24 protein-coding genes and 1 pseudogene are annotated in these 26,453 nt (G+C 58.7%); 10 read left to right on the forward strand and 15 right to left on the reverse strand.

Annotation, left to right across the window (positions count from 1 at the left end):
* Window positions 1–68: 68 nt before the first annotated feature.
* The 3 genes from glcC (at window position 69) to hppD (ending at window position 2,818) form a co-directional block, all read left to right on the forward strand.
* The gene (gene glcC, locus AC1ME2_RS24315) at window positions 69–836 is read left to right on the forward strand and encodes a transcriptional regulator GlcC (protein ID WP_480437501.1); all 768 of its coding nucleotides are present in this window, start codon (window positions 69–71) and stop codon (window positions 834–836) included.
* 128 nt (window positions 837–964) lie between these two features.
* On the forward strand, window positions 965–1,597 hold the full coding sequence (gene maiA, locus AC1ME2_RS24320) for a maleylacetoacetate isomerase (RefSeq protein WP_480437502.1): 633 nt from the start codon (window positions 965–967) through the stop codon (window positions 1,595–1,597).
* A 144-nt stretch (window positions 1,598–1,741) separates the two neighbouring features.
* Window positions 1,742–2,818 (forward strand): 4-hydroxyphenylpyruvate dioxygenase, encoded by a 1,077-nt coding sequence (gene hppD / locus AC1ME2_RS24325; protein ID WP_480437503.1) that lies wholly within the window; start codon window positions 1,742–1,744, stop codon window positions 2,816–2,818.
* Between the two features lie 79 nt (window positions 2,819–2,897).
* On the opposite strand, the gene AC1ME2_RS24330 is transcribed toward hppD, so the two are convergent.
* Window positions 2,898–3,695, reverse strand: coding sequence for an IclR family transcriptional regulator (locus AC1ME2_RS24330; protein ID WP_480437504.1), 798 nt, complete (start codon window positions 3,693–3,695; stop codon window positions 2,898–2,900).
* A 138-nt stretch (window positions 3,696–3,833) separates the two neighbouring features.
* Between AC1ME2_RS24330 and hmgA the strand changes: the two genes are divergently transcribed.
* Window positions 3,834–5,141, forward strand: coding sequence for a homogentisate 1,2-dioxygenase (hmgA, locus tag AC1ME2_RS24335; RefSeq protein ID WP_480437505.1), 1,308 nt, complete (start codon window positions 3,834–3,836; stop codon window positions 5,139–5,141).
* Window positions 5,138–6,439, forward strand: a complete 1,302-nt coding sequence (gene fahA / locus AC1ME2_RS24340; RefSeq protein WP_480437507.1) for a fumarylacetoacetase — start codon at window positions 5,138–5,140, stop codon at window positions 6,437–6,439. The genes hmgA and fahA overlap by 4 nt, the downstream gene beginning before the upstream one ends.
* Before the next feature lie 104 nt (window positions 6,440–6,543).
* Here the strand turns inward: fahA and AC1ME2_RS24345 are convergent, their stop codons facing one another.
* From AC1ME2_RS24345 to AC1ME2_RS24365, 5 genes are all read right to left on the reverse strand, one after another.
* Entirely contained in the window at window positions 6,544–8,016 is a 1,473-nt protein-coding gene (locus tag AC1ME2_RS24345) for an N-acyl-D-amino-acid deacylase family protein (protein WP_480437508.1), read from the reverse strand.
* A gap of 77 nt (window positions 8,017–8,093) precedes the next feature.
* The gene (locus AC1ME2_RS24350; protein ID WP_480437509.1) at window positions 8,094–9,110 is read right to left on the reverse strand and encodes a sensor histidine kinase; all 1,017 of its coding nucleotides are present in this window, start codon (window positions 9,108–9,110) and stop codon (window positions 8,094–8,096) included.
* Between the two features lie 9 nt (window positions 9,111–9,119).
* The gene (locus AC1ME2_RS24355; protein WP_480437511.1) at window positions 9,120–10,604 is read right to left on the reverse strand and encodes an ATPase domain-containing protein; all 1,485 of its coding nucleotides are present in this window, start codon (window positions 10,602–10,604) and stop codon (window positions 9,120–9,122) included.
* Window positions 10,601–11,035, reverse strand: a complete 435-nt coding sequence (locus tag AC1ME2_RS24360) for a hypothetical protein (protein WP_480437512.1) — start codon at window positions 11,033–11,035, stop codon at window positions 10,601–10,603. The genes AC1ME2_RS24355 and AC1ME2_RS24360 overlap by 4 nt, the downstream gene beginning before the upstream one ends.
* Window positions 11,036–11,172: 137 nt before the next feature.
* Window positions 11,173–11,931 (reverse strand): SDR family NAD(P)-dependent oxidoreductase, encoded by a 759-nt coding sequence (locus AC1ME2_RS24365; RefSeq protein WP_480437513.1) that lies wholly within the window; start codon window positions 11,929–11,931, stop codon window positions 11,173–11,175.
* Between the two features lie 124 nt (window positions 11,932–12,055).
* Between AC1ME2_RS24365 and AC1ME2_RS24370 the strand changes: the two genes are divergently transcribed.
* Window positions 12,056–12,961 carry a LysR family transcriptional regulator gene (locus tag AC1ME2_RS24370; RefSeq protein WP_480437514.1) on the forward strand — a complete coding sequence of 302 codons (906 nt, stop codon included), beginning with the start codon at window positions 12,056–12,058 and terminating at the stop codon, window positions 12,959–12,961.
* Between the two features lie 82 nt (window positions 12,962–13,043).
* Here the strand turns inward: AC1ME2_RS24370 and AC1ME2_RS24375 are convergent, their stop codons facing one another.
* Complete coding sequence (locus AC1ME2_RS24375) at window positions 13,044–13,658, reverse strand: TetR/AcrR family transcriptional regulator (protein ID WP_480437515.1); 615 nt, start codon at window positions 13,656–13,658, stop codon at window positions 13,044–13,046.
* Between the two features lie 177 nt (window positions 13,659–13,835).
* On the opposite strand from AC1ME2_RS24375, the gene AC1ME2_RS24380 reads away from it, so the two are divergent.
* Window positions 13,836–14,921 (forward strand): MBL fold metallo-hydrolase, encoded by a 1,086-nt coding sequence (locus tag AC1ME2_RS24380; protein WP_480437517.1) that lies wholly within the window; start codon window positions 13,836–13,838, stop codon window positions 14,919–14,921.
* A gap of 78 nt (window positions 14,922–14,999) precedes the next feature.
* Here AC1ME2_RS24380 and AC1ME2_RS24385 read toward each other — a convergent pair whose 3' ends face one another.
* From AC1ME2_RS24385 to AC1ME2_RS24415, 7 genes are all read right to left on the reverse strand, one after another.
* Window positions 15,000–16,547, reverse strand: coding sequence for a UxaA family hydrolase (locus tag AC1ME2_RS24385; protein ID WP_480437519.1), 1,548 nt, complete (start codon window positions 16,545–16,547; stop codon window positions 15,000–15,002).
* 65 nt (window positions 16,548–16,612) lie between these two features.
* Window positions 16,613–17,695 (reverse strand): mannonate dehydratase, encoded by a 1,083-nt coding sequence (locus AC1ME2_RS24390; protein ID WP_480437521.1) that lies wholly within the window; start codon window positions 17,693–17,695, stop codon window positions 16,613–16,615.
* A gap of 28 nt (window positions 17,696–17,723) precedes the next feature.
* Window positions 17,724–19,139, reverse strand: coding sequence for an MFS transporter (locus AC1ME2_RS24395; RefSeq protein ID WP_480437522.1), 1,416 nt, complete (start codon window positions 19,137–19,139; stop codon window positions 17,724–17,726).
* A gap of 78 nt (window positions 19,140–19,217) precedes the next feature.
* Window positions 19,218–19,529, reverse strand: a complete 312-nt coding sequence (locus AC1ME2_RS24400; protein WP_480437524.1) for a Dabb family protein — start codon at window positions 19,527–19,529, stop codon at window positions 19,218–19,220.
* The gene (locus tag AC1ME2_RS24405) at window positions 19,526–20,947 is read right to left on the reverse strand and encodes an aldehyde dehydrogenase (NADP(+)) (protein WP_480437525.1); all 1,422 of its coding nucleotides are present in this window, start codon (window positions 20,945–20,947) and stop codon (window positions 19,526–19,528) included. The genes AC1ME2_RS24400 and AC1ME2_RS24405 overlap by 4 nt, the downstream gene beginning before the upstream one ends.
* On the reverse strand, window positions 20,944–21,408 hold the full coding sequence (locus AC1ME2_RS24410) for a nuclear transport factor 2 family protein (RefSeq protein WP_480437527.1): 465 nt from the start codon (window positions 21,406–21,408) through the stop codon (window positions 20,944–20,946). Before AC1ME2_RS24410 ends, AC1ME2_RS24405 begins: the two co-directional genes overlap by 4 nt.
* Window positions 21,408–22,217 carry an RraA family protein gene (locus tag AC1ME2_RS24415; RefSeq protein ID WP_480437529.1) on the reverse strand — a complete coding sequence of 270 codons (810 nt, stop codon included), beginning with the start codon at window positions 22,215–22,217 and terminating at the stop codon, window positions 21,408–21,410. Before AC1ME2_RS24415 ends, AC1ME2_RS24410 begins: the two co-directional genes overlap by 1 nt.
* 189 nt (window positions 22,218–22,406) lie before the next feature.
* On the opposite strand from AC1ME2_RS24415, the gene AC1ME2_RS24420 reads away from it, so the two are divergent.
* A complete protein-coding gene (locus AC1ME2_RS24420) occupies window positions 22,407–24,029 on the forward strand; it encodes an IclR family transcriptional regulator domain-containing protein (protein ID WP_480437530.1) in 1,623 nt (540 codons plus the stop codon).
* A gap of 49 nt (window positions 24,030–24,078) precedes the next feature.
* On the opposite strand, the gene AC1ME2_RS24425 is transcribed toward AC1ME2_RS24420, so the two are convergent.
* Complete coding sequence (locus AC1ME2_RS24425; RefSeq protein WP_480437532.1) at window positions 24,079–24,561, reverse strand: GFA family protein; 483 nt, start codon at window positions 24,559–24,561, stop codon at window positions 24,079–24,081.
* Window positions 24,562–24,816: 255 nt separating this feature from the next.
* Between AC1ME2_RS24425 and AC1ME2_RS24430 the strand changes: the two are divergent.
* Window positions 24,817–25,584 (forward strand): annotated as a pseudogene (locus AC1ME2_RS24430) (MCP four helix bundle domain-containing protein); the annotation flags it as partial.
* Entirely contained in the window at window positions 25,579–26,442 is an 864-nt protein-coding gene (locus tag AC1ME2_RS24435; RefSeq protein WP_480442318.1) for a methyl-accepting chemotaxis protein, read from the forward strand. The pseudogene AC1ME2_RS24430 and the gene AC1ME2_RS24435, both read left to right, overlap by 6 nt.
* Window positions 26,443–26,453 lie beyond the last annotated feature (11 nt).

Consider the following 26,453-nt stretch of genomic DNA (forward strand, 5'->3'; position numbering starts at 1 on the left):
ATGAGTTGAAAATATAGTCGGGTATTTTTGGTTTGGTCTTTATAACTGGTCATACCAGTGGAGGTTGCATGGTTAATACCGCTTCGACGCGCGCGCCGCAGGTCGCCGATGTTGTGTGTGAACGCATCGAGCGTTTGATCGTTGATGGCGTGTTGAAAACCGGGCAAATTTTGCCGTCTGAAAGGCGCCTCACGGAAAAACTCGGCGTGTCTCGCACGGCCTTGCGTGAGGGCCTGAAACTGTTGCGGGCCAGAGGCATTATCGAGACCGAACAGGGCAAGGGCTCGTTCGTCGCTCAACTGTCGAGCCACACCGCCACGTCGCCCTTGATGCACCTGTTCGGCTCGCAGCCGCGCACCCTTTATGATTTGTTCGAAGTACGCAGCCTGCTGGAAGGGGAGTCCGCACGGTTGGCAGCCTTGCGCGGTACTGACGCCGACTTTGTGTTGATTACGCGCAGCTATGAAGCGTTGATCGCTGCCCACGACCAATCGCTCGATGCATCGGGTCATGCGCGACTGGACCATGCCTTCCACCTGGCGATCTGTGAGGCGTCGCACAATCCGGTGCTGGTGCAAACCCTGCGTTCGTTGACTGATCTGCTGCTTAATACCGTGTTCGCCTCGGTCAACAACCTGTATCACCGCGAGCCGCAAAAACGTCAGATCGACCGGCAACATGCCCGCCTGTATAACGCCGTCACCGGCCGCCTGCCGGAACAGGCACGCAAGGCCGCCATCGCCCATATCCAGAGCATCTGCGAGAACCTCAAGGAAATCGAAAACGAAGAGCAGCGCCTCGTGCGCTCCACGTTGCGGCTTGAGGGGTGGGCATGAGCGACTTGACATCGAAGAGTATCTCGCGCAATTTACGCATTGCGTAACACGATTACGAACATAACAAGCAGACACGTCTCCGGTTGCTATCATTAACGGAGAACGTGCAATGAAACAGGCGGGCCTCCGTGGATCTATTTACTTACTACCGCTCAACCTCAAGTTACCGGGTACGCATCGCGCTGGCCTTCAAGGGGCTAGCGTTCAACGCGATCCCGGTGAATCTGATTCGCGATGGCGGCGAGCAGCGCAAGCCTGAATACAAGGCTATCGATCCACAGGGCAGGGTGCCTGCACTGCGGGTGGAGACGGGCGAGATAATCATCCAGTCGTCGGCAATCATCGAGTACCTGGAAGAGCGCTATCCACAGCCGCCTCTGTTACCAGTGGATCTGATCGAGCGAGCGCAGCAGCGGGCTGTCGCGGCGCTGATCGGTTGCGACATTCATCCGCTGCACAACGTTTCGGTGCTGAATCGGTTACGCGGTCTCACGAGTGAAGAGACTGACGTCGTCGCCTGGATCGGTCACTGGATAACTGAAGGTTTCAATGCAGTCGAAGCGCTGATCGGTGACCAGGGCTTCTGTTTCGGCGAGCCTGGTCTGGCGGATGCGTACCTGCTGCCGCAACTTTATGCGGCCCGTCGTTTCAACGTTGATCTGACCGCGTATCCAAAGATTTGCCGGGTCGAACACCTGGCGCTGCAACATCCGGCTTTCCAATGCGCGCATCCTGATGCGCAACCCGACAAGCCAGAGTGATCCATTCAACATGAAAGTACTGGGCTTACAACTGATCTTTGGAGACTTCCTCGCCCGCAGTGTGCGAGGGATTCCCTGTGCCCCTCCCGCTGGAGAGTGATGTTCGCTGCGTGCTTCCCACTCTCTATTGCAAGGAGCCAAACCATGGCTGATCTCTACGAAAATCCGATGGGTCTGATGGGCTTTGAGTTCATCGAATTCGCCTCGCCGATCCCCAACGTCCTTGAACCCGTGTTCCAGATCATGGGCTTCACCAAAGTTGCCACTCATCGGTCGAAAAACGTGTCGCTGTATCGTCAGGGTGAGATCAATATCATCCTCAACAGCGAGCCTCACAGCGTCGCCTCCTACTTCGCGGCCGAGCACGGTCCGTCGGTGTGCGGCATGGCGTTTCGGGTCAAGGATGCGCAAAAAGCCTACAACCGTGCGCTGGAACTGGGCGCACAGCCGGTTGAAATTGCTACTGGCCCGATGGAGCTGCGTCTGCCGGCAATCAAGGGCATTGGCGGTGCGCCGCTGTACCTGATCGACCGGTTTGGTGAAGGTACGTCGATCTATGACATCGACTTCAATTTCATCGAAGGCGTGGAACGTCATCCGGTGGGCGCAGGCCTGAAGTTTATCGATCACTTGACCCACAACGTCTATCGCGGTCGCATGGCGTATTGGGCGAACTTCTACGAGAAGCTGTTCAATTTTCGCGAACTCCGTTATTTCGACATCAAGGGCGAATACACCGGCTTGACCTCAAAAGCCATGACCGCCCCGGACGGCATGATCCGCATCCCGCTGAACGAGGAGTCCTCCAAAGGCGCGGGCCAGATCGAAGAGTTCTTGATGAAGTTCAACGGCGAAGGTATTCAACACGTCGCGTTCTTCACCGATGACTTGATCAAGACCTGGGACGCATTGAAAGCTATCGGCATGCGCTTCATGACCGCGCCACCGGAGACGTATTACGAGATGCTCGAAGGACGGCTGCCAAACCACGGCGAGCCGCTGAATGAACTGCAAGCCCGGGGCATTTTGCTGGATGGCTCATCGGATGACGGCGAGCGTCGGCTGTTGTTGCAGATATTCTCGGAAACCCTGATGGGGCCGGTGTTCTTCGAATTCATCCAGCGCAAGGGCGATGATGGGTTCGGCGAAGGCAACTTCAAGGCGCTGTTCGAATCCATCGAGCGCGACCAAGTGCGACGTGGGGTGTTGAAGGCTGATTGATTGGCGGTGGGTCAGTGACACCGTTCCCACAGAAAATTGCATTTTTTGTGGGAGCGAATTCATTCGCGAAGGCGTCTGCTCAAATGCCGGGAATCTGAAAGTCGCCCCCCATCCGGTCGCTGATGGCCTGAGCTGTTTTCAACAGCTGTCTGGCCGCAGAATCCTGTACCTCGGCCGTAAACACCGACGCCGAGCCGACCACGGTCAGCACGCCTGCCAGCTTGTTGCCCATGGCGAAGATCGGTGACGATACGGCATTCACGCCTGCCATCAACAGCCCGTGAATCTGATGCACGCCGGTGCTGCGAATCTGTTTGATGTGCTGGTCGATTTCTTTCAGTTGTCGTGCATTCAGCCGTGCCGACTCAGATTCGCGCAGTTCAGCGGTTTCATTGGCGGCAAGAAAGGTGTCGAACACCAGCCCGGTGGATGAGCTGAGCAGTGGCAACACTGAGCCAATTTGCGTGACCAGCGTCACCGCGCCGATGGATTGCTCGACATACACCACGGTGGGGCCTTTGTTGCCCCATACCGCGAGAAAGCAGGTTTCGTTGAGTTCATCACGCAGCGCGACCAGATGTGGCGCCGCGATTTTCAATACGTCCAGCTGCCCCAGTGCGGCCAGCCCGACCAGCAGCGCCTCGCGTCCCAGGCCATAGTGATTGGTGGTGACGTCCTGTTCCGCGAAACCACTGGCTACCAGGGCTTGCAGGTAACGATGGACCTTACTCGCGGGCATGCCCACGTGCTCGGCGAGCTTCGACAGCGAGGTGGCAGGCGCCAGCTCGGCCAGCGCCTTGAGAATGCCGACCCCGACCTCGGCCGCTTGAACTTTTTGCTGCCGTCCATTTGCTGGGCTTTCGATTTCCGCTGTCATGAAGAGGTGCGCGCCGGTCTGAGAAGGCTGCTTTATAGCTTGACCTCATCACAAACTCAAATTACGTTATGCGTAATCTAATTACGTTTATGAAATATTCCTCAAAACAACGGCACGCCCACACAATAAGAGGTCGAGATGTACATAACCCATTCTCCTGAAACCCTGACCTATCAACGTGGTTTCGGCAATGAGTTCAGCAGTGAAGCGCTGCCTGGCACATTGCCGGTCGGACAGAATTCCCCGCAGAAACACACGCATGGCCTGTACACCGAGCTGCTCTCGGGGACGGCCTTTACCGTGCCGCGCTCGGAAGCCCGACGCACCTGGTTGTACCGGATCAAGCCCTCGGCCACGCACCCTCGCTACGAGCGACTGGCACGGCAGATCGTGGGGTTGGAATCGGGGCCAATCACCCCCAATCGGCTGCGCTGGAATGCCTTCGATATCCCGACACAACGTACCGATTTCATCGACGGTTTGATCAGCCTTGCCAGCACAGCCGCGGCGGATCAGGCTGAAGGTGTCAGTGTTTACGTCTACTGCGCGAATGCGTCCATGGACCGGGCTTTTTTCAATGCCGATGGCGAATGGCTGATCGTGCCGCAGTCAGGTCGCTTGCGGATCGTCACTGAACTGGGCCTGTTGGACATTGAGCCACAGGAGATAGCGGTAGTGCCGCGCGGGCTTAAATTCAGTATCCAGTTGCTTGACGCTACCGCGCGCGGTTATGTGTGCGAAAACCATGGTTGCGCCTTGCGCCTGCCGGAACTGGGCCCCATCGGCAGCAACGGTCTGGCCAATGCGCGGGACTTCCTGGCGCCGGTCGCACAGTTCGAAGACCGGGACGAGCCAGTCGTATTGGTGCAGAAATTTCTCGGTGAGCTGTGGGCCACACAGCTCGACCGTTCCCCGTTCGATGTGGTGGCCTGGCACGGTAACAACGTGCCCTATAAATACGATCTGCGCCGTTTCAACACCATTGGCTCTGTAAGTTTCGATCACCCGGATCCGTCAATTTTCACGGTGCTGACCGCGCCTGGCGCGGTGCCTGGTCAGGCCAACGTCGATTTTGTGATTTTCCCGCCGCGTTGGATGGTGGCTGAAAAGACCTTCCGGCCACCTTGGTTTCACCGCAACCTGATGAACGAGTTCATGGGCCTGATCGACGGTACCTACGATGCCAAGGCTGAAGGCTTTGCCCCTGGAGGCGCATCCCTGCATAACTGCATGAGCGCTCACGGCCCGGACAACGCCACGGCAGAAAAGGCTATCGCCGACGACCTCAAACCGCACAAGATCGACAACACCATGGCGTTCATGTTCGAGACGGGCAAAGTGCTGCGCCCCAGCCGCCATGCCCTCGACTGTCCGCAACTACAAACTGACTACGATGCCTGCTGGTCAGGCATGGCCAAACACTTCGATTCGGGAACCCCGCAATGACCACTTCATCGAACCCCCTTAGCTGGGTAACGTCCGCCAATGGCCACTCCGATTTTCCCCTGCAAAACCTGCCGCTCGGCATCTTCAGCCATTCAGGCCTGAGCAAGCGCGGTGGTGTTGCCATCGGCGAGATGATTTTCGACCTGCGTGCTGCGCTGGATGTCGGCTTTTTCAACGGCGCGGCGCGTGATGCTGCTGAGGCCGCCAGCCGCGATCAGCTCAATGATTTTTTCGCTTTGGGCGCGCCAGCCCGCCAAGCCTTGCGCAACGAACTGCTGCACCTGCTGGACGAAAACAGTCCGCAGCTGTCGCGTTTGCGGCCATTGGCCGACACTGTGTTGCACCCGATGTCTGAGTGTCAGATGCACGTGCCCGCGCGCATAGGTGACTACACCGACTTTTACGTCGGCATCCATCATGCGATGAACGTGGGCAAGCTATTTCGCCCGGACAATCCGTTGCTGCCTAACTACAAGTACGTGCCCATCGGCTATCACGGTCGTGCCTCGACCATCTGCATTTCGGACACCCCCGTCAAACGCCCCAATGGCCAGACGTTGGCCCCGGGTGCGACCGTTCCTGAGTTCGGCCCCAGCAAACGTATGGATTATGAGCTGGAGATGGGCGTATGGATCGGCCCGGGCAATGCGATTGGCGAGGCGATTGCCATTGACGAAGCGGCCGAGCATATCGCTGGCTTCTGCTTGCTCAATGACTGGTCGGCGCGGGACCTGCAAGCGTGGGAATACCAGCCGCTGGGTCCGTTTCTGTCGAAGAGTTTTGCCACCAGCATTTCTGCCTGGGTCGTGACGGCTGAGGCGCTGGCACCATTTCGTACTGCACAACCGGCCCGTCCAGAAGGTGATCCGCAGCCGCTGGCGTATTTGTTCGATGCCGCTGATCAGCAGGGCGGGGCGCTGGACATCGAGCTTGAAGTGTTGCTGCTCACCGAGCAGATGAAAGAGCAGGGTATTGCGCCGCACCGCCTGGCGTTGAGCAGTACCCAGAACATGTACTGGACCGTTGCGCAAATGGTCGCGCACCACACCGTCAACGGTTGCAAGCTTCAGCCAGGAGACCTGTTCGGCACGGGCACCTTGTCCGGGCCGCTGGCAGGGCAGTTCGGCAGCCTGCTGGAGAACAGCGAAGGCGGCAAACAGTCCCTGACATTGCCAAGTGGTGAAACCCGGCGCTTCCTGGAGGATGGCGATGAAGTCATCTTCCGTGCGCGTTGTCATCGTGAGGGCTACGCGTCGATTGGGTTTGGTGAGTGCCGAGGTGTTTTGCTCGGGGCCTGATACACAGCTTTCGCAGCGGGACGCGTAGTTGCAAGCCTGCTCCCACAGGTGATCGCATGCCACTGTGGGAGCAGGCTTGCCTGCGAAGAGGCCGGAATTGTCACTCAATATCCAGAGTAGGCGCTGAAACCCTCAACCAACCCACCACTGCGCGGCAAAAATTTCCCCTGCCGAGGCCCTTGGGCCTTGCCATCGGCATAGCTCAAATGACCGTTGACCCAGACCCCGTCGATCCCCTCGGCGGCGCGCTGGGGATGGCTGAAATCTGCGACATCGCGGACCCGGTCCGGGTCGAACAACACCAGGTCGGCCCAATACCCTTCACTGATCTCCCCACGTTCATGCAATGCAAAACGTGCAGCAGACAGTCCCGTCATCTTGTGCACCGCCGTGTGCAGTGGAAACAGGCCGAGGTCGCGGCAAAAGTGGCCCAACACCCGTGGAAATGCCCCCCACAGCCGTGGATGCGGAAATGGATCTTCCGGCAGACCGTCTGACCCGATCATCGATAAAGGGTGCGTCAGAATTCGTTGTACGTCCGATTCGTCCATGCCGTAATACACCGCTCCCGCCGGTTGCAGTTTGCGTGCGGTTTCCAGCAGTGGCAGGCCCCAGTCCGCTGCGATGTCTATCAGATCGCGTCCACCTTGCGCTGGATGTGGAGTCGACCAGGTAATGGTGATGCGGAAGGCGTCAGTGACCTGCTTGAGGTCCAGTGTCGACGAACTGGCGGCATAGGGATAGCAGTCGCAGCCGACCGGATGGCTGAGCGCAGCGTGCTCCAGCGCGGCGAGTAACTGCGGGCTACGCCCCCAATTGCCAGCACCAGCGCATTTCAGGTGGGAGATCACTACTGGCACCTTGGCGTGGCGGCCGATACGAAACGCTTCGTCCATGGCCTCAAGCACCGGCGCGAATTCACTGCGCAGGTGCGTGGTGTATACCGCGTCAAACGCAGTCAGCTCTTGCGCCAGTTGCAGCACTTCATCGGTGTCAGCCGAGAACGCCGACGCGTAGGCCAGACCGGTGGACAGGCCCAACGCGCCGGATTCAAGGCTGTCGCGAAGTTGTGCGCGCATCGCCGCTATTTCCAAGGGTTTGGCTGTGCGATAGAGATCGTCCAGATGATTGCTGCGCAGGGCGGTATGGCCGATCAGCGCGGCGACATTCACGGCTGGACGGGCGGCATCCACTGCTGCACGGTAATCGCTGAAGCGTGGGTAAACGAAGGCAGCGGCCGAGCCCAGCAGGTTCATCGGGTCAGGTGGGGTGCCCCGCAAACGCACGGGGGAAGCACTGATGCCGCAGTTGCCGACAATGACGGTGGTCACGCCCTGGCTGATTTTGGGCAGCATGTTTGGCTTGTGGATGACCACCGTGTCGTCATGGGTGTGCACATCGATAAAGCCTGGCGCCAGTACCCGGCCTCTGGCGTTGATTTCTTCGGTTGCCGAGACACCGTCGAGGTCGCCGATACGCTGGATACGCCCCTCTCGAATCGCCACGTCTGCGGGGTAGCCGGGCATGTTGCTGCCATCAATGATCAGGGCGTTGCGGATCAGCAGGTCATACAGCATGTCAGTCTCCCGGTTGCGGGCAATCAGGCTAGGGTGATTTTATGCCGGGTTGGAGAGAACGAAGAGGGCTGTTAACGCTAAAGCAGAGGCAGGGTGACGATAAATTCGCTGCCCTTGCCGTCGCCGTCACTCGTGCCAGTTACCGTGCCGCCGTGGGCCTCGACCAATTCTCGGACCACGGTCAGGCCGATGCCCAGGCCTACGCCGTTGAAGCCTACGGCATGCACATCCTGGACAAAGGGTTCGAAAATGAATGGCAGTGCCTTTGCAGTAATACCGATGCCGTCGTCGGAAACTTTCATGATCAGCACGTCAGCTTCAACGCTGACAGACAGTTCGACGATACCGCCAGCAGGTGTGTATTTGGCGGCGTTGCCCAGCAAGTTGCCCAGAATTTGCGCAAGGCGCACCGGGTCGCCATTCACTGCCAGCATACAGGCTGGGAGGTTGGTCTTGAAATGCAGGAGGTGGGCGTTCATCACCGGTGTGCACACTTCAATGGCTTCATTGATGATGTGTACCATGTCCACTACCTGGCAATCGAGGCGCAGCTTGCCCGTGCTCGCACGGGAGACGTCGAGCAGGTCGTCGACCAGACGTGACATATGTTGTACCTGACCCTCGATCAGGGCCTGCATGCGTGGCAACTCTTCGCTAGGCACCCGCGCCAGGCGTCCGGCAATCATGCTGATCGGTGTCAGCGGGTTGCGTAGCTCATGGGCAACCAGTGCGAGGGTGTTCTTTTGCTGTCCCAGCGCATGCTCGGCCGAAGCCTGGAGGCTTTGGGCGCTGAGTGCGGCCAATACCAGTTGCTCGTTGGCTTCACGCAGCTCCAGATACAACCGTTGCTGTTCCGCGCGCTGAGGCATCTTGGCGTCCGATTGGGCCAGGAGCATTGCCAAAACCAGTTGCTGATTGGCCTCGATCAGTTGCTCGACCTGCTGACTATCGCCCAGACGATTGTTGGTATCGATCAGGTCTTTTTGCAGCTCGGCCAACACAGCACGAGCTTCTACGGTTTTTTGGCCCAGAAGGAACAGTTCGCGAGCGGCACTGGCCATCGCTTCATCACTCCTGCCAGTGGCCTCGGTCATGAGCTTGACTCAAACATCTTCATCTCCAGGGAGTGCTAAACCTGGACTCTTTTGTGTAGGCCGGCCACCGAGCAAACCTTCCTGCTGCTGAAGCATGCCGCCGATCTGCAGGCCGCTATTATCGATGCGGTACAGGCGCAGTTCATCCGAATGGGCGCTGGCTCGAACCTTGACCACGGCCATGATGCGCAACAAGCGGCTTTCGACTTCGATGTAGCGCTGGACGATGATGGCGTCAGTCAGGAAGGCCGTACCGTACGGGCTGAAACGCAGGTCGGTGTAACGGTCTTCAAGTTCGGAGGTCATCAACACGCTGACACCGACGTTGGTCAGCGCAGTGACCATGCGTGACAACGATTCGCGGAAGTCGTCACGGAAAGTCGGTGCCAGGGCCAGTTCGAAGCCCGACAGCGAATCAATGACCACGCGGGTGGCCTTCAGGCGATTGATCTCGCTCAACAGCGATTGGACGACTTCGTCGATGGACAGGTCTGGCGCACAACGGTCCACCAGACCGACCTGATCGCTCTCGATCAGACGAGCCAGCATGGCGTTGTGAGAATGATTGGGGCGTTGCTCGAACACCGCGATCACGCCGGTCTCGCCTGCACGGGCACCTTCAGCGAGGAAGGAGGCCGCGAGAATACTTTTCCCCGAGCCGGACGGGCCGGCGACTAGCAAGGAATACCCTTGGGGAAGACCACCGCCGAGCATTTCGTCCAGTAGAGGCACGCCCATTTTCAGGCGCGGAGGGTTGGCACTTTTTGAGGGCTCCCTCTGTTTCTTGACGTTGACGGCTGCCGGTGCAAAGACGTTGATGCCCGAGGTGCCGATGCGGAACGTGTGCAGGCCGGGCAATGTGGGTTGGCCGCGCATCTTCATTATTTCGATCTTGCGCACCATGGAGTTGCGCTGCACGCTCTGTCGCAGCCAGATCAAGCCATCGGCTACGGTGAAAATCGGGTTGGTATCGGTCTCGGTGAAGTATTCACCAATCAGGAAGGTCGTCGCCTGCCAGGTGGTCATCAACATGCCCAGTTGCTGAACGAACTGTGGCAGGTTGTTATTCGGGTTGTCCTGGGTCCGACTTGCCAGCACCACTGAACGGAAGGAGTCGACGAACACCAGTGCCGGGCCGTGGGTTTCGACCTCGGCGACGATGCGTCGCAGTACTTCATCCAGATTGCCTGCCAGCGTATCGTCGGCCAGGTTGACGTAGCGGATCGAGTTGTTGATCGCTTCGTTGTCAAAAAAGTCGAATTGCTGTTGGTAACGCAGCATCTTCAGCGGTGGTTCGCCGAGCACAGTAAAGAAAAGGGCCGGGCGCTCGGGCGTGGCCAGATTGAACATCATCTGATGGGCCAGCGTGGTCTTCCCGCAGCCGGGAGGGCCGGCGATCAGGTTGAACGAAAATTCCGGCAATCCTCCGCCAAGCACCTCGTCCAGTCCTGGCACTCCGGTGGCCAGGCGGTTGATTGTCACTTTGGTGGTCATGGCGAGGTATCCTGCACGGGGGTGCCGCTCAAAGAATTTTTCCACACTGAACGGAGCAAACGTTCGGTGAGCGAGGGCCCGACCAGTGTGGTCAGAAGCTCGTAGAACGTATTCAGCAGCTTTTCGCCGAAAAGATTGGCTTCGGCACTGCTTTGTTGAACAAGTACGGATTTGAGTTCCGTCAGATCCATGGCTGCCCGTACGCTTTCATACGTGCCAGCCAGGCGTGGATGGGTTGAGGTGCACAGGTAGAGGCTGCGGCGATAGAGCGCGGCGACCCCTTGCTGTCCGATGATGGGGGTCAGGGCTGCGTCCATTTCTTGCAATGTCGCAACGATCGCGTCGGCGATCTGTGCGGGTTCGGCGTTGTTGCCGGCTCGGTGCGCCAGAGAAGCTACGATCTGGCGGCTCTCTTCGCTGTCCGTGGACATGGCTCACTGATTCATTGTGTTGAACGTGCAGTATTACACTGTTCACCGGGTTATACATCGTCATGATTGCGAAATGTAACCTGGCCGTGGCCTTGAACCACGGTTTCCGGGCTAATCGTGAATAAAGTATCGGGCTATCAGAGATGGATACCGCCCGACGCCTCGATGCGTTGGCCATTGATCCAGCCACTGCCATCCGCCAGCAGCAGCGAAATCGCCCCGCCGATATCGTCTGGCAGACCCACGCGGCCCAAGGCCGTTTCGGCAGCCACCTGTTGGTTGAGTTGTGGATTGTCGCGGACCACACCGCCGCCAAAGTCGGTCTCGATCGCACCCGGCGCCAGTGTGTTCACGCGGATGCCACGCGCGCCTAACTCCTGAGCCTGATAACGGGTCAGAACCTCGATGCCACCCTTCATCATCGCGTACGCGGCATGACCGCCCATGGCGAAGCGGGTCAGGCCGCTTGAAATGTTAATGATCCGTCCCTGATCGGCAATCAGCGGCAGCAGCCCTTGGGTCAAGAAGAAGGGGCCTTTGAGATGGATGTTCATCAGTTGGTCGAACTGCTCCTCGCGGGTGTCGGCGAAACTGGCGTAGAGGCCGATACCGGCGTTGTTGATCAGAAAGTCGAAAGAGTCGCGGGAGAAGGTTGTCTTCAGGGTTTTGCCGACTTCGGCGATAAATGCGCCGAACGTGCTGCTGTTGCTTGCATCCAGCTGCAGCATCGCGGCGCGACTCCCCAGCTGTTCTATTTCGCCGACCAAGGCCTGCGCTTGGGTGGTATTGCTGTGATAGGTGCCGATGATATCGATGCCTTGCGCGGCGAGGTGCAACGCAGTGCTTTTGCCAAGGCCACGGCTGGCGCCGGTGATAAGTGCGATTTTGCGGGTCATTGCCTGTTCCTCATGGGGGAGTGTGAAACCGTTGAGGGGAGTTTATTTGTCCGAGTGTCACGTGATAAACAGGACAAAATCGGAATCACTGGTCGGATATTACGAACAATACAAGGCGCCTAATGTGAACAAGCTGGAGCTGCTGAAGACCTTTGTCAGAGTCACAGAGCTGTCGAGTTTTACTCAGGCAGGCGAGAGTCTTGGCCTGCCACGGTCGAGTGTGTCCGAGCATGTTCAGGCGCTGGAGGCGTTGCTGGGTACGCGATTGCTGCATCGCACCACGCGCAAAGTGCAAGTCACGCAGGACGGGTTGGTGTTGTATGAGCACAGCAAAAACCTGCTGTCGCACATGGATGAACTTGAAGGGTTGTTTCGCCACGACGGCGCAGTACTGGCCGGGCGTTTGCGGGTCGATATGCCCAGCGTGCTGGCGCGCAAGGTGTTCATGCCTCGTTTACCCGAGTTCGTGGCGCGTCATCCACAGATAGAACTGGAGATCAGCAGCACCGACCGCCGGGTGGATCTGGTCCGTGAGGGGTTCGACTGTGTGCTGCGGGTCGGCGCCCAACCCGATCAATCCATCGTCGCGCGGTCGATTGGGCGCGTCACTATGATCAACTGTGCCAGCGCGGCTTATTTGCAGACTTATGGGGTGCCGTTGACCCTGGAAGACCTTGCCGGGCATCGACTGATTCACTACGTCAGTGTGCTTGGCGCTCGTTCTGACGGTTTCGAATACCTGCTTAACGGCAAACTGCGCCGGGTGCCGATGGCGGGCAGTGTCACGGTCAATAACACTGAAGCCTACGAATCAGCCTGTTGCGCCGGGCTGGGGCTGGCTCAGGTGCCCTACGAGGGGGTGCGTGAATTTCTGGCCCGTGGCGAGTTGGTGTCGGTATTGCCCGATTATGTGCCCGCGCCGATGGAAGTTTCCCTGCTATTTGCCCCGCAGCAACATGTGCCAGAGCGTTTGAGGGTCTTCATGCAATGGCTGGAGGAATTGTTTAAGGCGCATGCGCGAGGAGGGTGACAGGCCGGAAAGTCTTCATTCATCCAAAATCTCTGAGGCAGCAGGCAAGCTTGTTTCCACAGATTGTGCGTCAGCCTCAAGATCAAGCCGGAATTTCGTACCCGCCCAGAAACAGGTCCAGCGCCGATTCGATCACCGACATCTGGGCAGCCGGGGCCAACGTCGGAGCGCCCAGAGTGATCTGCGGCCAGAAAGCGAAGGCCTTGAGCAATCCATGAATCTGAGTGGCGGCAAAACTTGGGTCTACGGCCTTGAAACGGCCGTCTGCCTGAGCGGCGCGGATCCAGGCGGTAAAGCTTTCTTCGCGCTCATTGAGGCGGGAGACCATGTTTTGCGCGCGCTCGGGGGAGTGGATCGTTGCGGCGATGGCCACTCGCGCCAGGTCGAGAAAGTTGCTGTCAGCCAGCGTCTGCATTTTCGACACCAGCAGTTCTTGAAGCTGATCGCGCAGCGGGCGCTCAGGGTGATAGGTCGTGTCCAACCGATCGGCACTGCTGATCCATAACTGCTGGAGAATTTCGGAGAAAAGCTCCTCTTTGCTCGGGAAGTGGTTGTACACCGTGCGCTTGGACACCTCAGCCAATGCGGCAATTTTGTCCATGCTGGTGACCTCGAACCCATTGGCGCGAAACTCGGCAATGGCTGCCTGCACAATGGCTTCGCGTTTACGGTCGGTCAGGCGTTGAGGGGCTTTCATAGGTTCGCTTCAGACAGGCGGAGTGAAATTTTTTACACTGGGTAGTTTACTTGTCATCTGACGTGTTGCAAGCTTGAAACTACACAGTGTAGTGTAATTACCGCGTGTTTAGCGCTTCCGCCCATCCTCATTCGTCAAGATGAAGGAACCCGACCTGTCCCTTGGAGTCAGCATTTCATGACCAAGACACCACGAGATTCAGATGACGTTGTCCAATCGCAGGCCTCTCGGCAGCACGAGGGGCGCTATCGCAACCACGCGCCGATGAACCGGATGGGCTTTCTCAAGACGCTGCGCATCTTTTGGAACGCCCTCTTTAACAAGCCGGCGCATACCCGGCCAGTAGGCGTGATTCCGGTGCAGACCTTGTCGCGTCAACAGTTGTTGGCGGCGCCCAATAACAGTGTTTTTCGTCTTGGGCATTCCACGGTACTGCTCAAATTGCGCAACCAGTTCTGGCTGACCGACCCGGTGTTCGCCGAGCGCGCCTCACCGGTGCAATGGGCGGGGCCGCAACGTTTTCATCAGCCACCCATCAGCCTTGAAGAGTTGCCGCCGCTTAAAGCAGTGATTCTTTCGCACAATCATTATGACCACCTTGATCACATGACGATCAAAGCGCTGGCGCATAAAACCGAGCATTTTCTGGCGCCTATCGGCGTGGGTGACACCCTTATCAAGTGGGGTGTCCCGGCGCAAAAAGTCCGGCAACTGGACTGGTGGCAATCCACCGACGTCGACGGCATGCGCTTTGTCGCCACGCCGTCGCAGCACTTTTCCGGCCGTACACTACGTGATGGCAATCGTTCGTTGTGGGCATCGTGGGTGATGATCGACAACGATCAACGGATCTTTTTCAGTGGTGACACCGGCTACTTCGACGGCTTCAAACACATTGGCGAGCAGTACGGGCCGTTCGACCTGACCTTGATGGAAACCGGGGCCTATAACGTTGACTGGCCGGACGTGCACATGCAGCCGGAGCAAACCCTGCAGGCCCATATCGACCTGCGCGGCCGCTGGTTATTGCCGATCCACAACGGCACGTTCGATCTGGCGATGCATGCCTGGCACGAGCCTTTCGACCGGATTCTGGCCTTGGCCTGGGAAAAGAACATCGCCATCAGCACACCGCAGATGGGCCAACCGTTCTACCTGCAATACCCCAGTCGCGGGCATGCATGGTGGCTGGGCGTAGAGGGTGTGGTCGAGACTTACTCGGCAGACGCTGCTGGGCAGAGGTTCGATCACGCACGCAGGTGAGGTGGTCACCGATGTGCGCTCATCGCATGAGAGGCCGCCCTGCCAGTGGATTGATCGGCAGGGTGTGCAGTTGTGCTGTCAGGCCAGCACGCCGATCTGCCAGGGGCAGAATTCGTCCTCGCCTAAACCGTTCAATTCGCTTTTGGTTTTCTCGCCGGAGGCATGATCCAGCAGGCGCTCGAAAATTTCCTGACCCATCTGCTTGATGCTTTTGTCGCCATCGATGATCTGCCCGCAGTTGATGTCCATGTCATCGCTCATGCGGTTGAACATGGGCGAGTTGCTGGCCAGTTTGAAGGTGGGTGCCGGGACCGAGCCGAAGCAGGAGCCGCGACCGGTGGTGAAGGCGATCATGTTGGCACCACCGGCAATCTGTCCGGTGGCAGACACCGGGTCATAACCGGGCGTATCCATGAACACCAGTCCATGAGTCGTGACGGGGTAGGCGTACTCATAGACGTCCATCAGGGGCGCGTTGCCGCCTTTTTTTGCACCGCCGAGGGATTTCTCCAGCACGTTGGCCAGACCGCCGGCATTGTTGCCAGGGCTTACGCGGCCATTGATCTGAGTGTCGCGGCCTTCGTTGTATTTGAGCCACCACTCTATGCGGTCGATCAGCTTGCGCCCGATTTCCGGGGTCACTGCGCGCGCGGTCAGGGTGTGTTCGACGCCGAAGATTTCCGAGGTCTCGGAGAGAATCGCGGTGCCGCCGTGCCGTACCAGGATGTCCACCGCCGCGCCCAGGGCCGGGTTGGCCGACAGACCGGAGAAACCATCTGAACCGCCGCATTGCATGCCGATGATCAAATGCTCGGCCGACACCGGTTCGCGTTTGATCTGATTGGCCTGAGGCAACATGGCCTGAATGATCTTGATACCCTGGTCCACTGCACTTTTCACGCCGCCGACGTCCTGGATCACCAGGGTTTTGAGCCTGTCGCCGAGCACCAGTTTTTCCTGCTCGATGAAGCCATAAATATTGTTGCGCTCGCAGCCCAGAGCGATCAGCAGTCCGCCTGCGGTATTGGCATGGCGAATGTGTCCGCCGATGGTGCGCCGTAGCAAGTCCATGGGTTCGCCGGTCATTTCCATGCCACAGCCTATTTCATGCACGAAGGGCACGACGCCGTCGATATTGGGGTAGTTAGCCAGACGTTGCTCATCAAAATAGTTGGCGATTTTGCGGGCGACAGTGGCGCCACAGTTCCCTACGACGAACACGCCCAGATAATTGCGCGTGGCGACACGGCCATCTTCGCGGACGATGCCTGCAAAGGTGGCGCGCTGTTCTGGTGGAAGCAAATCGGTGGGTACGTAGTCCAGGCTATAGCGATAGTCGCGGTCGGTTTCGCCGAATGCAATGTTGTGGCTGTGCATCCATGTGCCGGGTGGCAGGTCTTCGCTGGCATAACCAATCACGGTGTTGTATTTGAGCACCGGCTGACCTTTTTCGATCATCCGGGTAGCGATTTTATGGCCCAGTGGCACGTCCTGCAGGGTGGTCACGGCTTCGCTGGCAATCAACGTGGCCGCAGAAATTTCGACACGGGCAACCACCACATTATCGGCGGGGTCGAGGCGGATCACAGGGCTGACTTCAGGGGCTGTCACGTTTGCAGCAGGCATAACGTCTCCTTTTTTTGTTATTCAGCGTCCCGCAGCAGATAAGCCACTGCGGGCCAGCAGACGGGTCAAGCGACGGCCGTTAAACCAGGGCGCTGTACAGCACGCGTCTTCTGTTTGGCGATACCTTCCCACAAACCTTGCAGGTACATGATGCCCAGTGCGCGGTCGTACAGGCCGTAGCCCGGTACGCCTGTTTCGCCCCAGATCATCCGACCATGGTCGGGACGGGCATAACCGGTGAAGTTGGCGTCATGCAGCGATTTCATGATCTCGGCCATGTCCAGAGAGCCACATTCGGTTGGGTGGGCACTTTCATAAAAATCGCCGTTTTCGGAGACTTTCACGTTGCGCAGGTGCACGTAATGTACGCGTTGCCGGGCCGCGAACTCATTGATGAAGGAAGGCACGTCGTTGTTCAGGTCCGAACCGAGGGTGCCGCTGCATAAGGTCAGGCCGTTGGCAGGCGAATCGATGATGCTCAGCACGCGGCGGTGGTCTTCGATGTTCTTGATGATCCGCGGCAGGCCGAATACAGAGCGAGGTGGATCATCGGCGTGTAAGGCCAGTTTCAGGCCCAGTTGCTCGGCGACCGGCACCAGCTTGCCGAGGAACCATTCGAGGTTGCTCCACATCTGCTCGGTGCTGATGTCTTTGTATTCTTCGAGCATCGCCTGGAGTTTTTCCGGCGGGTATTTGGTGCCGATGCCCGGCAACGGGATCACACCTTTGGACACGTCCAGTCGATCAACAAGCGCGGCTTCGAACGACAGGGTGTTGGAGCCGTCCGGCAGTGGGTATTCCATCTGTGTGCGGGTCCAGTCGAACACGGGCATGAAGTTGTAGCAGACGATCTTGATGCCGCTGACAGCGAGGTTCTTCAACGTTTCGATGTACTGCGGGATCAGTGCTTCGCGGCCAGGTTTGCCGAGTTTGATGTCCTCATGGACGCGAAAGCTGTCGACCACCTCCATCTTCAGGTTATGCGCGGCTGCCGCATTGCGCAGGCTTTGAATGCGATCAACGGGCCAGACTTCGCCCAGTGGCATGTCGTACAGCGACGAGACAATGCCGTACAAACCCGGGATCTGGTTGATGTATTGCAGGCTGATAGGGTCTTTCGGGCCGTGCCAGCGGAAGATCATTTTCATTAGAAATACCTCGTGTACGTTTTGTTTGTCAGGATGCGCTTTTGAGCTCGAAGCGCTGAATCTTGCCGACGATCAGCCAGTAACTGGCCACGGCGAGCAGGCCATGGGCGCCGACGTAGAGCAGGGCTCCATCGAACGAACCGGTGGTTTGCAGGATATAGCCGATGACCACCGGCGTGATGATTCCGGCGGTATTGCCGACGGCGTTGAACACGCCGCCCGTGGTGCCGATCAATTCTTTGGGGGCGGTGTCAGCCACAATCGTCCAGCCCAGGGAGCCGAAGCCTTTGCCAAAAAAGGCCAGACTCATGAGCACCACGACCATGGTCGCGCTGTTGGCGTAGTTGCAAAGGATGATGCTTGCGCTCAGCAACAGGCCGATGGTGATGGGCGTTTTACGGGCAATGCTCAAGGAACCGGTCTTTGTCAGAATCAGGTCGGAAATGAAACCACTGGATACGCCGCCTACCAGTCCGCACAGGGCCGGAATCGCCGCGACGAAGCCCGCCTGGAGAATGTCGAAGCCGCGCTCCTTGACCAGATAGATCGGGAACCAGGTCATGAAGAACCAAGTGATGGAGGTGATGCAGTACTGCGCGAGGAAGATACCCACCAGCATGCGGCTGCGGAATAATTGGCCGATCTCGCCCAGTCGCATGCCGTTGCCGGATTGAGCTGCTTTGGGCTTGATGCCTTCCAGGTCCACCAGGCCGTCGCCAGCGCGGATGTACTCCAGCTCTTCGGCGTTCATTTTCGGGTGATCGACCGGCAGGTAGTACAGCTTCCACCAGACTGCTGCGATTGCCAGGCCGATCACGCCCATGATGATGAACACGTACTCCCAGCCGTAGGTGTAGCAAAGCCAACCCATGATCGGGGTGAACAGTGCAAGCGACAGGTATTGCGCGCTGTTGAAAATCGCCCCGGCGATACCCCGTTCCGAGGACGGGAACCAGGCGGCAATGATCCGGCCGGAAGCAGGCCCCACTGGCGATTCGGCGGCACCGAGCAGAAAGCGCAGGCCCAGCAGCAACGGCACGATCATGCCGATAAAGTGGACCATGCCCATCATTACGGTGAAGCAGGACCAGACCACAACCGCCAACATCATTGAGCGCTTGGAGCCGATCCTGTCAGTTAGCCAGCCGGAAGGAATCAGGAAAATCACATAGGCCCAGCTGAAGGCCGAGAACAGATAGCCTATCTCTACCGAGCTGATGCCCAGTTCTTTGCCCATATCGGTACCGGCCACCGACAGTGCTGCGCGGTCGCCCGTGCTGAGTGCTAGGACAAGGGTGATCAGGGCAAGAATCAGAAACCGATAGTTGGTTTTTTTCGCCACGGCCGGGCTCGCCGCCGCAGAGGTGCTGACGGTTGCGTCGGCGATATCGACAGCAGGCTGACCTGCTGTGCCAGCAAGCGCATAACGCTCGTTGTTGTTCATGTCGGGCCTCATGTAGTTATTGTTGTGACCAGTGCGCCCCTGCTGACGGGAACAGCCGTCGCAGGCTTCTTCATACGGTCAAGCGGCCTGAGTGCTGCTTTCGGTGTAGTCCACGGCCACCCATTCGAAGTACTTTTTCAATTCAGTAACCAGTGCGACATGCGCCGGGTGTGGCAGGTAGCGATTGACCGCGTCGGCGTCGTCGAAGGTGGTCTCCAGCACGTAATCCCAGCAGATCGGTCGGTCCAACTCGTTGGCCGATACCTTCCAGCTGCGGGCGAAGTCGATGTCCTTGCGCACGTCACGCATCCACTGGACCAGATGGCTCTCCAGCTCCGGTTGTTTGTCCACGCCGGGCAGGCGGCGGAACATCACGATATGTTTCATCATGGCCAAAGCTCCTTACCGCCGAGCACCCAGGCAGGCGCGTCCTGCAAGGCTAATGGGCGGAGAAAACGTTGCAGTGCGGCATACCCGACTGACGTCGATTGCGGCTGGGTTGAAGCGGGCCAAGGGCCGCCATGCTGTTGTGCGTGGGTGACTGCGACACCGGTCGGCACGCCGCTGAACAGCACGCGACCGGCGATGCCTCGCGCCGCACGCAGCAATGCGCGGGTGTCGTCGGTGGCCTGTTCGAACCCCCATAGCGTGGCGGTCAGCGTTCCGCCAATGGCGTCTAGTACCGAAACGGCTTGCGCCACCGACTCAACCCTAACGACCACGGCTGCCGGGCCGAAGACTTCTTCGCGTAACGCTGCGTTGTCGATAAACGCTTGAGCATCGATCTCGAACAGGCGCGGGGCGAGGCCGTCGTTGTCGGCGTGCGGCTGGAACAGTGAGCGCGCTGCGCTGGCGTGCTCGAAACGGGCAATCCCTTCATCGAAGCCGAGGCGCATGCTCGGTGTGAGCATCCGATGAGTCGTCATGGGCTGCAGCGCGCTGCTCAGCTGTTGAATGAAACGCTCACTGGCCGGGTGATCGAACAATACGATGACACCGGGGCTGGTGCAGAACTGACCGCAGCCCATGGTAATGGACGCTGCCAAGGTCTTCGCCAGGCTTTCACCGTCGCGTTCGAGGATCGCCGGCAGTGCGAGCAGGGGGTTGATCGAACCCAGTTCGCCGAAAAATGGAATGGGCCGAGCGCGTTCATTGGCCACTTTCCACAACGCTGTACCGCCTTGATAAGAGCCGGTAAACGCCACTGCTGCAATCTGGGGATGAGCTACCAGATGCACGCCAGCGGCGCGGGATGCGCCTTCGACCAAACCCAGCAAACCGCTCGGCAGGCCCTGTTCTGCCAATACGCCCCGTGCCACTTCATGCACGGCGCGGGACAAGCGCGGGTGACCAGAGTGAGCCTTGATCACCACCGGGCAACCAGCCGCCAGGGCCGACGCGGTATCGCCGCCGAGTACCGAAAACGCGAACGGGAAGTTACTCGCTGAAAACATCGCCACCGGGCCCAACGGCTGGGAGATCCGGGTCAAACGAGGGCGCCCGGCCGGAGGTGGGCCAGCAACGGCTTGATCGTCGACGGTTTGAAAGGCTGTGCCTACGTTGACTTCATCGGCAAAGCCTCGCAGTTGATAGGCGGTACGGGCGATCTCGCCGGTCAGACGAGCGATGCCCAACCCGGTTTCCTGATCGGCCAGCGTAATCAGAGGCTGTTGGTGTTGCTCCAGTGCCATGGCCAAACCACGTAGCAACCCGGCACGGACCGTGGCAGATGATTCGGCCCACGCATTGGCCACCGCCGCCGCTTGAGTGACGGCTTGATCGATTTGAAGGGTATCCGGCGTACTCATTTCAAGCCCCCATTCTCGGGTTCCAGGTTGTAACCACGTCCGGTGTAGTCAAAATCCACCAGTTCGTTGATGGCGACGTCCTTGTTCGCCGGTGAGGCGTAATAGGCCCGGATTTCCTTGATCAAGCCGCTCGGTTCATCGAACACGTACCATTCGTCCCCGCGCAGGGCGGTGCCGAGCTTGCCTTTCCAGTGAGTCCACTCGATCACCGCTTCATGGCTGTCGTGGCTGACCAGGATTTTTTCGATGGTCCATTGTGAGCCCAGGTTCTCAACACACCAGACCCATTTGGCGGCGATGGTGTCGGCACTGCGCCATGGGATTTCAGGCAGCCCGGCGGGAAAGTAGTGCACCGCATCTGGGGTGAAGCAGGACACCAGCGCCGCATGGTCGCCTGCGTTGCAGGCCGCGAAGTAACGACGAATCAATGCAATATATTGGGCCTGGTTGATCGCGCTCATCAATTCGTCTCCTTGCCGATAATGCTCGGGATGAGCGGGCGACCCGAGGCGACCCACGCGTGATAGTCGGATACTGCGGCAGGGCTGGGTGGGTACACGCCCCACAGCGCTTCACCTGCGGCAATGCGCATGGCCAGATAGCCTTCCAGATCGTCCTGGACGATGCAGAAATCAGCCAGTTCTTCGGCCAGGTGCGCCGGGACGACGGTCAGGCCATCTGCATCGCCAACGATCACATCGCCTGGGTACACCGCGACACCGGCGCAACCGATAGGCACCTGCAAGTCGGCGACATGGTGATAGGAAATCCGCGTGGTAGCGGTGATCTCGCGGGCATAAGCCGGCAGTGGCAGGGCAGCGATCTCACTGCCATCACGCAGGGCGCCGTCCGTGACGATAGCGCGAGCACCGCGGGCCAGTAGGCGGGTGACCAGGATATTCCCGGCCGAGGCGGCACGCGGATCGTTCTGGCTGTCGATCACCAGTACATCACCGGGTTGAACCTGCTCGACGCCTTGCCATTGCAGGTTGTCGTGGTTCGGCTTGGTGGTCATGGTGCCGTAGGTGTCGATGTCTTCGCGGGCCGGAATAAAGCGCATGGTGAAAGCACGACCTGCGAACGGCTTAATGTTTTTGCTCATGGCGCGCAGGCCGACCAGCGCCGGTTGGCGGAAACCCAGTTTGAATAATTGGGTGGTCAACGAACCGCTGCTGCACAAGGCCAGCTTGGCCAGTACTTCATCACTGACCGTCACATGGCGATTGGCCGTATTGTCGTAGGCATCAGCGTATTGGTGGATTTTCGTCATTCTTGTTCTCCTGGTCGGCGCGGCCCGGTGTGAAGCGGGTGTTTATTCAGTCAGGTGACTATTCCCGTAATTTGGGACAAACAAATGATGTCGCTTGTTGGTATGGGCTGATCCTAAGTCTGGATTGACTCGGAGGAAACCAGGTTTATGCTGCAAGCTTGATGATGTTCCAAATTATGGGAATTAGTGATGACTGCATCAGACGGCACCGGCGCTCTGGAAAAAGCCATGGACGTACTCGAGGCCATTGGCTCTGCCCCCCAAGGGCTCAATCAAGTCGAGCTGGCGAGCAGGGTAGGGCTACCGCGCACGACGCTGTACCGGATCATCGCCAGCCTGGTGGACCGTGGAATGATTCGTCGTGATCCACTGCGCAAGGTCTACCGGCTGGGCTTCCGTTATCTGGAGCTGGTGCGCAATGCCTACCTGATGCCGGACCTGGTGGCCGCCGCCAGTTTTGAACTGCGGGCCTTGCGGGATTTGACCGGGGAGACCTCTTACCTGGCCATACTCGATGGTAATCAAGTCATGTCTCTGGAGCGTTGCGACGGTGCTCACACCACACGTTCCGCTGCTGCACTAGGCCAGAGTAAGCCGGTCTATTGCACGGGTCAGGGCAAGGCGATTTTGGCGGCGATGGATGAAGCCAGCCGCGAGGAACTCATCAAGGGTCTGACGTTCACGCCATTGACTCCGCTGACTATCACTGACCGTCGTCGACTGCACACCGAATTACACATCACTCGGGCACGGGGCTATGCCATAGACGATGAAGAAATCGTCTTGGGCGTGCGCTGCGTAGCGGCCGCCATTCGCGACAATTCCGGCAAGGTCCGGGGTGCCCTGAGCGTCGCGGGCCCTGCCTATCGACTGACCCTTGAACGCCTTGAGTTGCTGGGCCCGGAATTGACCGACGCGGCCCGCCGGGTGGGCGCGCAGCTGAGCGAGTCGCAAGTACGGATTGCCGACAGTGAAGTGGAATTGGTGGATTGCCCTTGGGCATTCAATGGTGCTTTTCCGCGTTGGTCAGATGACCAGCAATGTCTTTATTGGGCCGACACACTGGCTCCGGCCATTCGCGTGCTGGATGCCCAAGGCGAGCGTATTTTTGCCCGGCTAGATTCACCGGTCTGCGCCATGGAGTTGCATCGCGAGGGGCTGCTGATCTGTCACGCCAATGGTTGGTTGCTGCTGGATCGCGAGGGCAAAGAACATCCCCTGGACGGTTGGCTGGGCAACAATCTGCTGGGGCTGTGCAGCCATCCTTCCGGCAGCCTGTGGGCCTGCGTGATCACCTCTGGCGGCTGCAAGTTGGGCGAGCTGACCGCCCAAGGCGAACTGCGTGCACCCTGGACCTTTCAGGAACGCATCAGTGCGTTTTGCTGGGATGCGAAGGGCGAAGCGTTGTACGCGGTCGGCCCGGATTCCGGGAGCCTGTTTCTCCTGCATCCGGGCAGCAGCGCAGTACGCCGCCTAGCGACCTTGCCCAAGGGCTCCGGCCGACTGAGTGGCCTGGCGCTGGACAGTGAAGGCGGGGTGTGGACCACACTGCGGGACGGGTGGAGTCTGGTCCGCTTCAGCGAAGACGGCAGTCTTGATCGGATGATTGGGCTGCCCGTTCCCAGTCCGACTGACCTGGCATTCGGCGGCAAGAACAAAGACACCCTCTACATCACCAGCGCTCGCCATGAAGTGCCCATGGAAACCTTGGCCAATGCCCCAGCCTCGGGCCAGCTATTCCGCACGTATCCGCAGATTATCGGGCTGACGGCCCATCGTAGTGGGTGGGGACTGGCGCTCAACGATGGCTAAGAGAACCTCTCTTGAAATGCTTGGGCAGCGGACCTTATTGACCTGAGCATCAGCGGTTCAAACCAAGTCGCTCGTGCCATTGCTCAAGGGATTCTTCCGGGTAGCCGTCGAACTGCTTATCGTCGGGCCCGGCATCGACCTCCACCCAGGATGCTTTTGAATCGAGCAGTATGTGCGTGTGTTCCGGTGGCGTCGGTAGCGGGGTGTCGATGGCCGAGGCGAACGGGTGAATCAGCGTTGGCCAGTCCGGGCTGAACAACCACAACGCGCTGCCGCACAACTTGCAGAAATGACGTTCGGCGTTGCTGATATGCGTCTGATGGTCGTGTCTCATCCGCGCGTAATAGATGGCGATATGTTCGCGACCGTTGACCTTAAGGCTGCGTGCGTCGCCGCCAAGGTTGATCGAGTAACCGCCACCGCCCTGAGTCTTGCGGCAGATCGAGCAGTAACAGCGCTGATAGGGATACGGATGAGCACTGTTTAGGCTGAACTCCACCGCGCCGCAATGGCAGGAACCTTCCAGATGCATGGCAAAACCCTCCTCGAAACAACCTGACGGTGTAACACTTTTTCTGCACACTTAGCGTCTAGACAAGCAGATTGGGGCTTTTGCGTGAGGACGTTCGTCGGGTGAAACGTTTCCATCGGCGAAAGCGCCTGCAGGAAATGTTGGGATTTCTCCAAAAACCGACTAAAGATGCCTCGGCGACAGTCGATAGACCTACATGTCGTACGATGACTTACCTCGTGTGCATTCTACCCCCAATAAAAAGAGCTTACGGTCATGAACCTACGCAATTTGACCATCGCCCGTCGAGCGGGTCTTGGTTTTGCTTTGATTTCCCTGCTGGTTGCATTGCTTGGCTGGTTCGCTTTGGCACAAATGTCGGCGATTCGCCAGAGTGAGGTGGCAGTCGAAAGCACGTGGATGCCCAGCATGCGTGTGGTCAACGATATCCGTGAATTGATGCTGCGCATCCGTACTATTTCCCTGCGCATGGCCCTGGACCCGGACCCCAGGAATATCAGCCAATACCGCAGCCAGATGGATGTGCGCAATCAGGATCTGGCGAAAAAGCTCGAGACCTTCGCCGCGTTCATACGCACCCCTGAAGAACGGGTGCTGAACGATCAGTTCAAGGTATCGCTGGCTGGTTACCAGAAAGGTGTCGCGCAGTCCTTTACCCTGGCCGAACAAAACAATCGAGAGGCCTTGACCAAACTGCTGCTGGTGGACATGAAGCAGATCGTCGACGGCTCCGGTAAACAACTCGCCGACCTGGGGGATTTTTATGCCCTGCATGTCGATCAAGAGGGGGTGACCGCCGGGGCGCAATACGATCATTCGCGTAACGTTGTGCTGGTTTTTGTGGTTTCGGCTGCTTTGGGCACCGTCATCCTGGCGCTGTTGCTGACTAAAAGTATTGTTGGTCCTCTGGAAGACGCGGTCACCGCCGCCGAGCACGTGGCCAAGGGTGATTTGACCCAAATTATCCGCATCGTCGGCAACGATGAAGTGACGCGCTTGCTGCAAGCACTGGCGCTGATGCAGGGCAATTTGCGCACCACCCTGCGCCAGATCGGTAGTTCGGCAACGCAACTGGCGTCGGCAGCCACCGAACTCAATACGGTGACGGCAAACAGCAACCGGGGCCTGCAGCAGCAGAATGCGGAGATCGAACAAGCCGCCACGGCGGTCAATGAAATGACCTCGGCCGTGGAAGAGGTGGCGCGCAATGCAGTGTCGACGTCCGAAGCGTCCGCTCACTCCAATGATTCAGCCAAGGCGGGGCAGGCAAGGGTGGTCGACACTGTGGCGGCGATCCAGTCACTGTCCACGGACGTGCAGGCGACCTCGACGTTGGTGCAGCATCTGGCCGATCAGTCTCAAGATATTGGCAAGGTGCTTGATGTGATCCGCTCGATTGCCGATCAGACTAACCTGCTGGCCTTGAACGCCGCCATCGAAGCGGCACGTGCTGGTGAATCCGGTCGTGGTTTTGCGGTGGTCGCCGATGAAGTTCGGGCACTGGCTCATCGCACTCAGCAGTCGACGCTGGAAATCGACAAAACGGTCTCAGCCATGCGCAGCGGTTCTGCGCAGGCTTTGGTGTCGATGCACACCAGCCGTGATCGCGCCAGTTCGACCCTGCAACTCGCTCAGGGCGCAGGTGAGTCGTTGGCCGATATTACCGAGTCGATCAACCAGATTTCCCAACGCAACATGGTCATTGCCAGTGCGGCGGAAGAGCAGGCGCAGGTTGCCCGCGAAGTTGATCGCAACATCGTCAATATCCGCGACCTGTCGATGCAATCCGCCACGGGCGCCCATCAGATCAGCGCGTCCAGCCATGAGCTTTCGCGCTTGGCTGCGGAGTTGAATGAGGTGGTGACGCGGTTCCGGGTCTGAGACGCTAGCTG

It is taken from the genome of Pseudomonas sp. ASL9, assembly GCF_056680335.1.

Bases quoted from the DNA above. Each gene is read 5' to 3' on its own strand.
- hppD (WP_480437503.1), top strand. From the start codon at position 1,742: ATGGCTGATCTCTACGAAAATCCGATGGGTCTGATGGGCTTTGAGTTC.
- AC1ME2_RS24350 (WP_480437509.1), bottom strand. From the start codon at position 9,110: ATGACCGAGGCCACTGGCAGGAGTGATGAAGCGATGGCCAGTGCCGCT.
- AC1ME2_RS24395 (WP_480437522.1), bottom strand. From the start codon at position 19,139: ATGAACAACAACGAGCGTTATGCGCTTGCTGGCACAGCAGGTCAGCCT.
- AC1ME2_RS24330 (WP_480437504.1), bottom strand. From the start codon at position 3,695: ATGACAGCGGAAATCGAAAGCCCAGCAAATGGACGGCAGCAAAAAGTT.
- AC1ME2_RS24405 (WP_480437525.1), bottom strand. From the start codon at position 20,947: ATGAGTACGCCGGATACCCTTCAAATCGATCAAGCCGTCACTCAAGCG.
- AC1ME2_RS24385 (WP_480437519.1), bottom strand. From the start codon at position 16,547: ATGCCTGCTGCAAACGTGACAGCCCCTGAAGTCAGCCCTGTGATCCGC.
- AC1ME2_RS24390 (WP_480437521.1), bottom strand. From the start codon at position 17,695: ATGAAAATGATCTTCCGCTGGCACGGCCCGAAAGACCCTATCAGCCTG.
- AC1ME2_RS24425 (WP_480437532.1), bottom strand. From the start codon at position 24,561: ATGCATCTGGAAGGTTCCTGCCATTGCGGCGCGGTGGAGTTCAGCCTA.
- AC1ME2_RS24410 (WP_480437527.1), bottom strand. From the start codon at position 21,408: ATGAGCGCGATCAACCAGGCCCAATATATTGCATTGATTCGTCGTTAC.
- AC1ME2_RS24345 (WP_480437508.1), bottom strand. From the start codon at position 8,016: ATGCTGTATGACCTGCTGATCCGCAACGCCCTGATCATTGATGGCAGC.
- glcC (WP_480437501.1), top strand. From the start codon at position 69: ATGGTTAATACCGCTTCGACGCGCGCGCCGCAGGTCGCCGATGTTGTG.
- AC1ME2_RS24435 (WP_480442318.1), top strand. From the start codon at position 25,579: ATGCAGGGCAATTTGCGCACCACCCTGCGCCAGATCGGTAGTTCGGCA.
- AC1ME2_RS24400 (WP_480437524.1), bottom strand. From the start codon at position 19,529: ATGATGAAACATATCGTGATGTTCCGCCGCCTGCCCGGCGTGGACAAA.
- AC1ME2_RS24375 (WP_480437515.1), bottom strand. From the start codon at position 13,658: ATGAAAGCCCCTCAACGCCTGACCGACCGTAAACGCGAAGCCATTGTG.
- fahA (WP_480437507.1), top strand. From the start codon at position 5,138: ATGACCACTTCATCGAACCCCCTTAGCTGGGTAACGTCCGCCAATGGC.
- AC1ME2_RS24420 (WP_480437530.1), top strand. From the start codon at position 22,407: ATGACTGCATCAGACGGCACCGGCGCTCTGGAAAAAGCCATGGACGTA.
- hmgA (WP_480437505.1), top strand. From the start codon at position 3,834: ATGTACATAACCCATTCTCCTGAAACCCTGACCTATCAACGTGGTTTC.
- AC1ME2_RS24360 (WP_480437512.1), bottom strand. From the start codon at position 11,035: ATGTCCACGGACAGCGAAGAGAGCCGCCAGATCGTAGCTTCTCTGGCG.
- AC1ME2_RS24415 (WP_480437529.1), bottom strand. From the start codon at position 22,217: ATGACGAAAATCCACCAATACGCTGATGCCTACGACAATACGGCCAAT.
- AC1ME2_RS24380 (WP_480437517.1), top strand. From the start codon at position 13,836: ATGACCAAGACACCACGAGATTCAGATGACGTTGTCCAATCGCAGGCC.
- AC1ME2_RS24365 (WP_480437513.1), bottom strand. From the start codon at position 11,931: ATGACCCGCAAAATCGCACTTATCACCGGCGCCAGCCGTGGCCTTGGC.
- AC1ME2_RS24355 (WP_480437511.1), bottom strand. From the start codon at position 10,604: ATGACCACCAAAGTGACAATCAACCGCCTGGCCACCGGAGTGCCAGGA.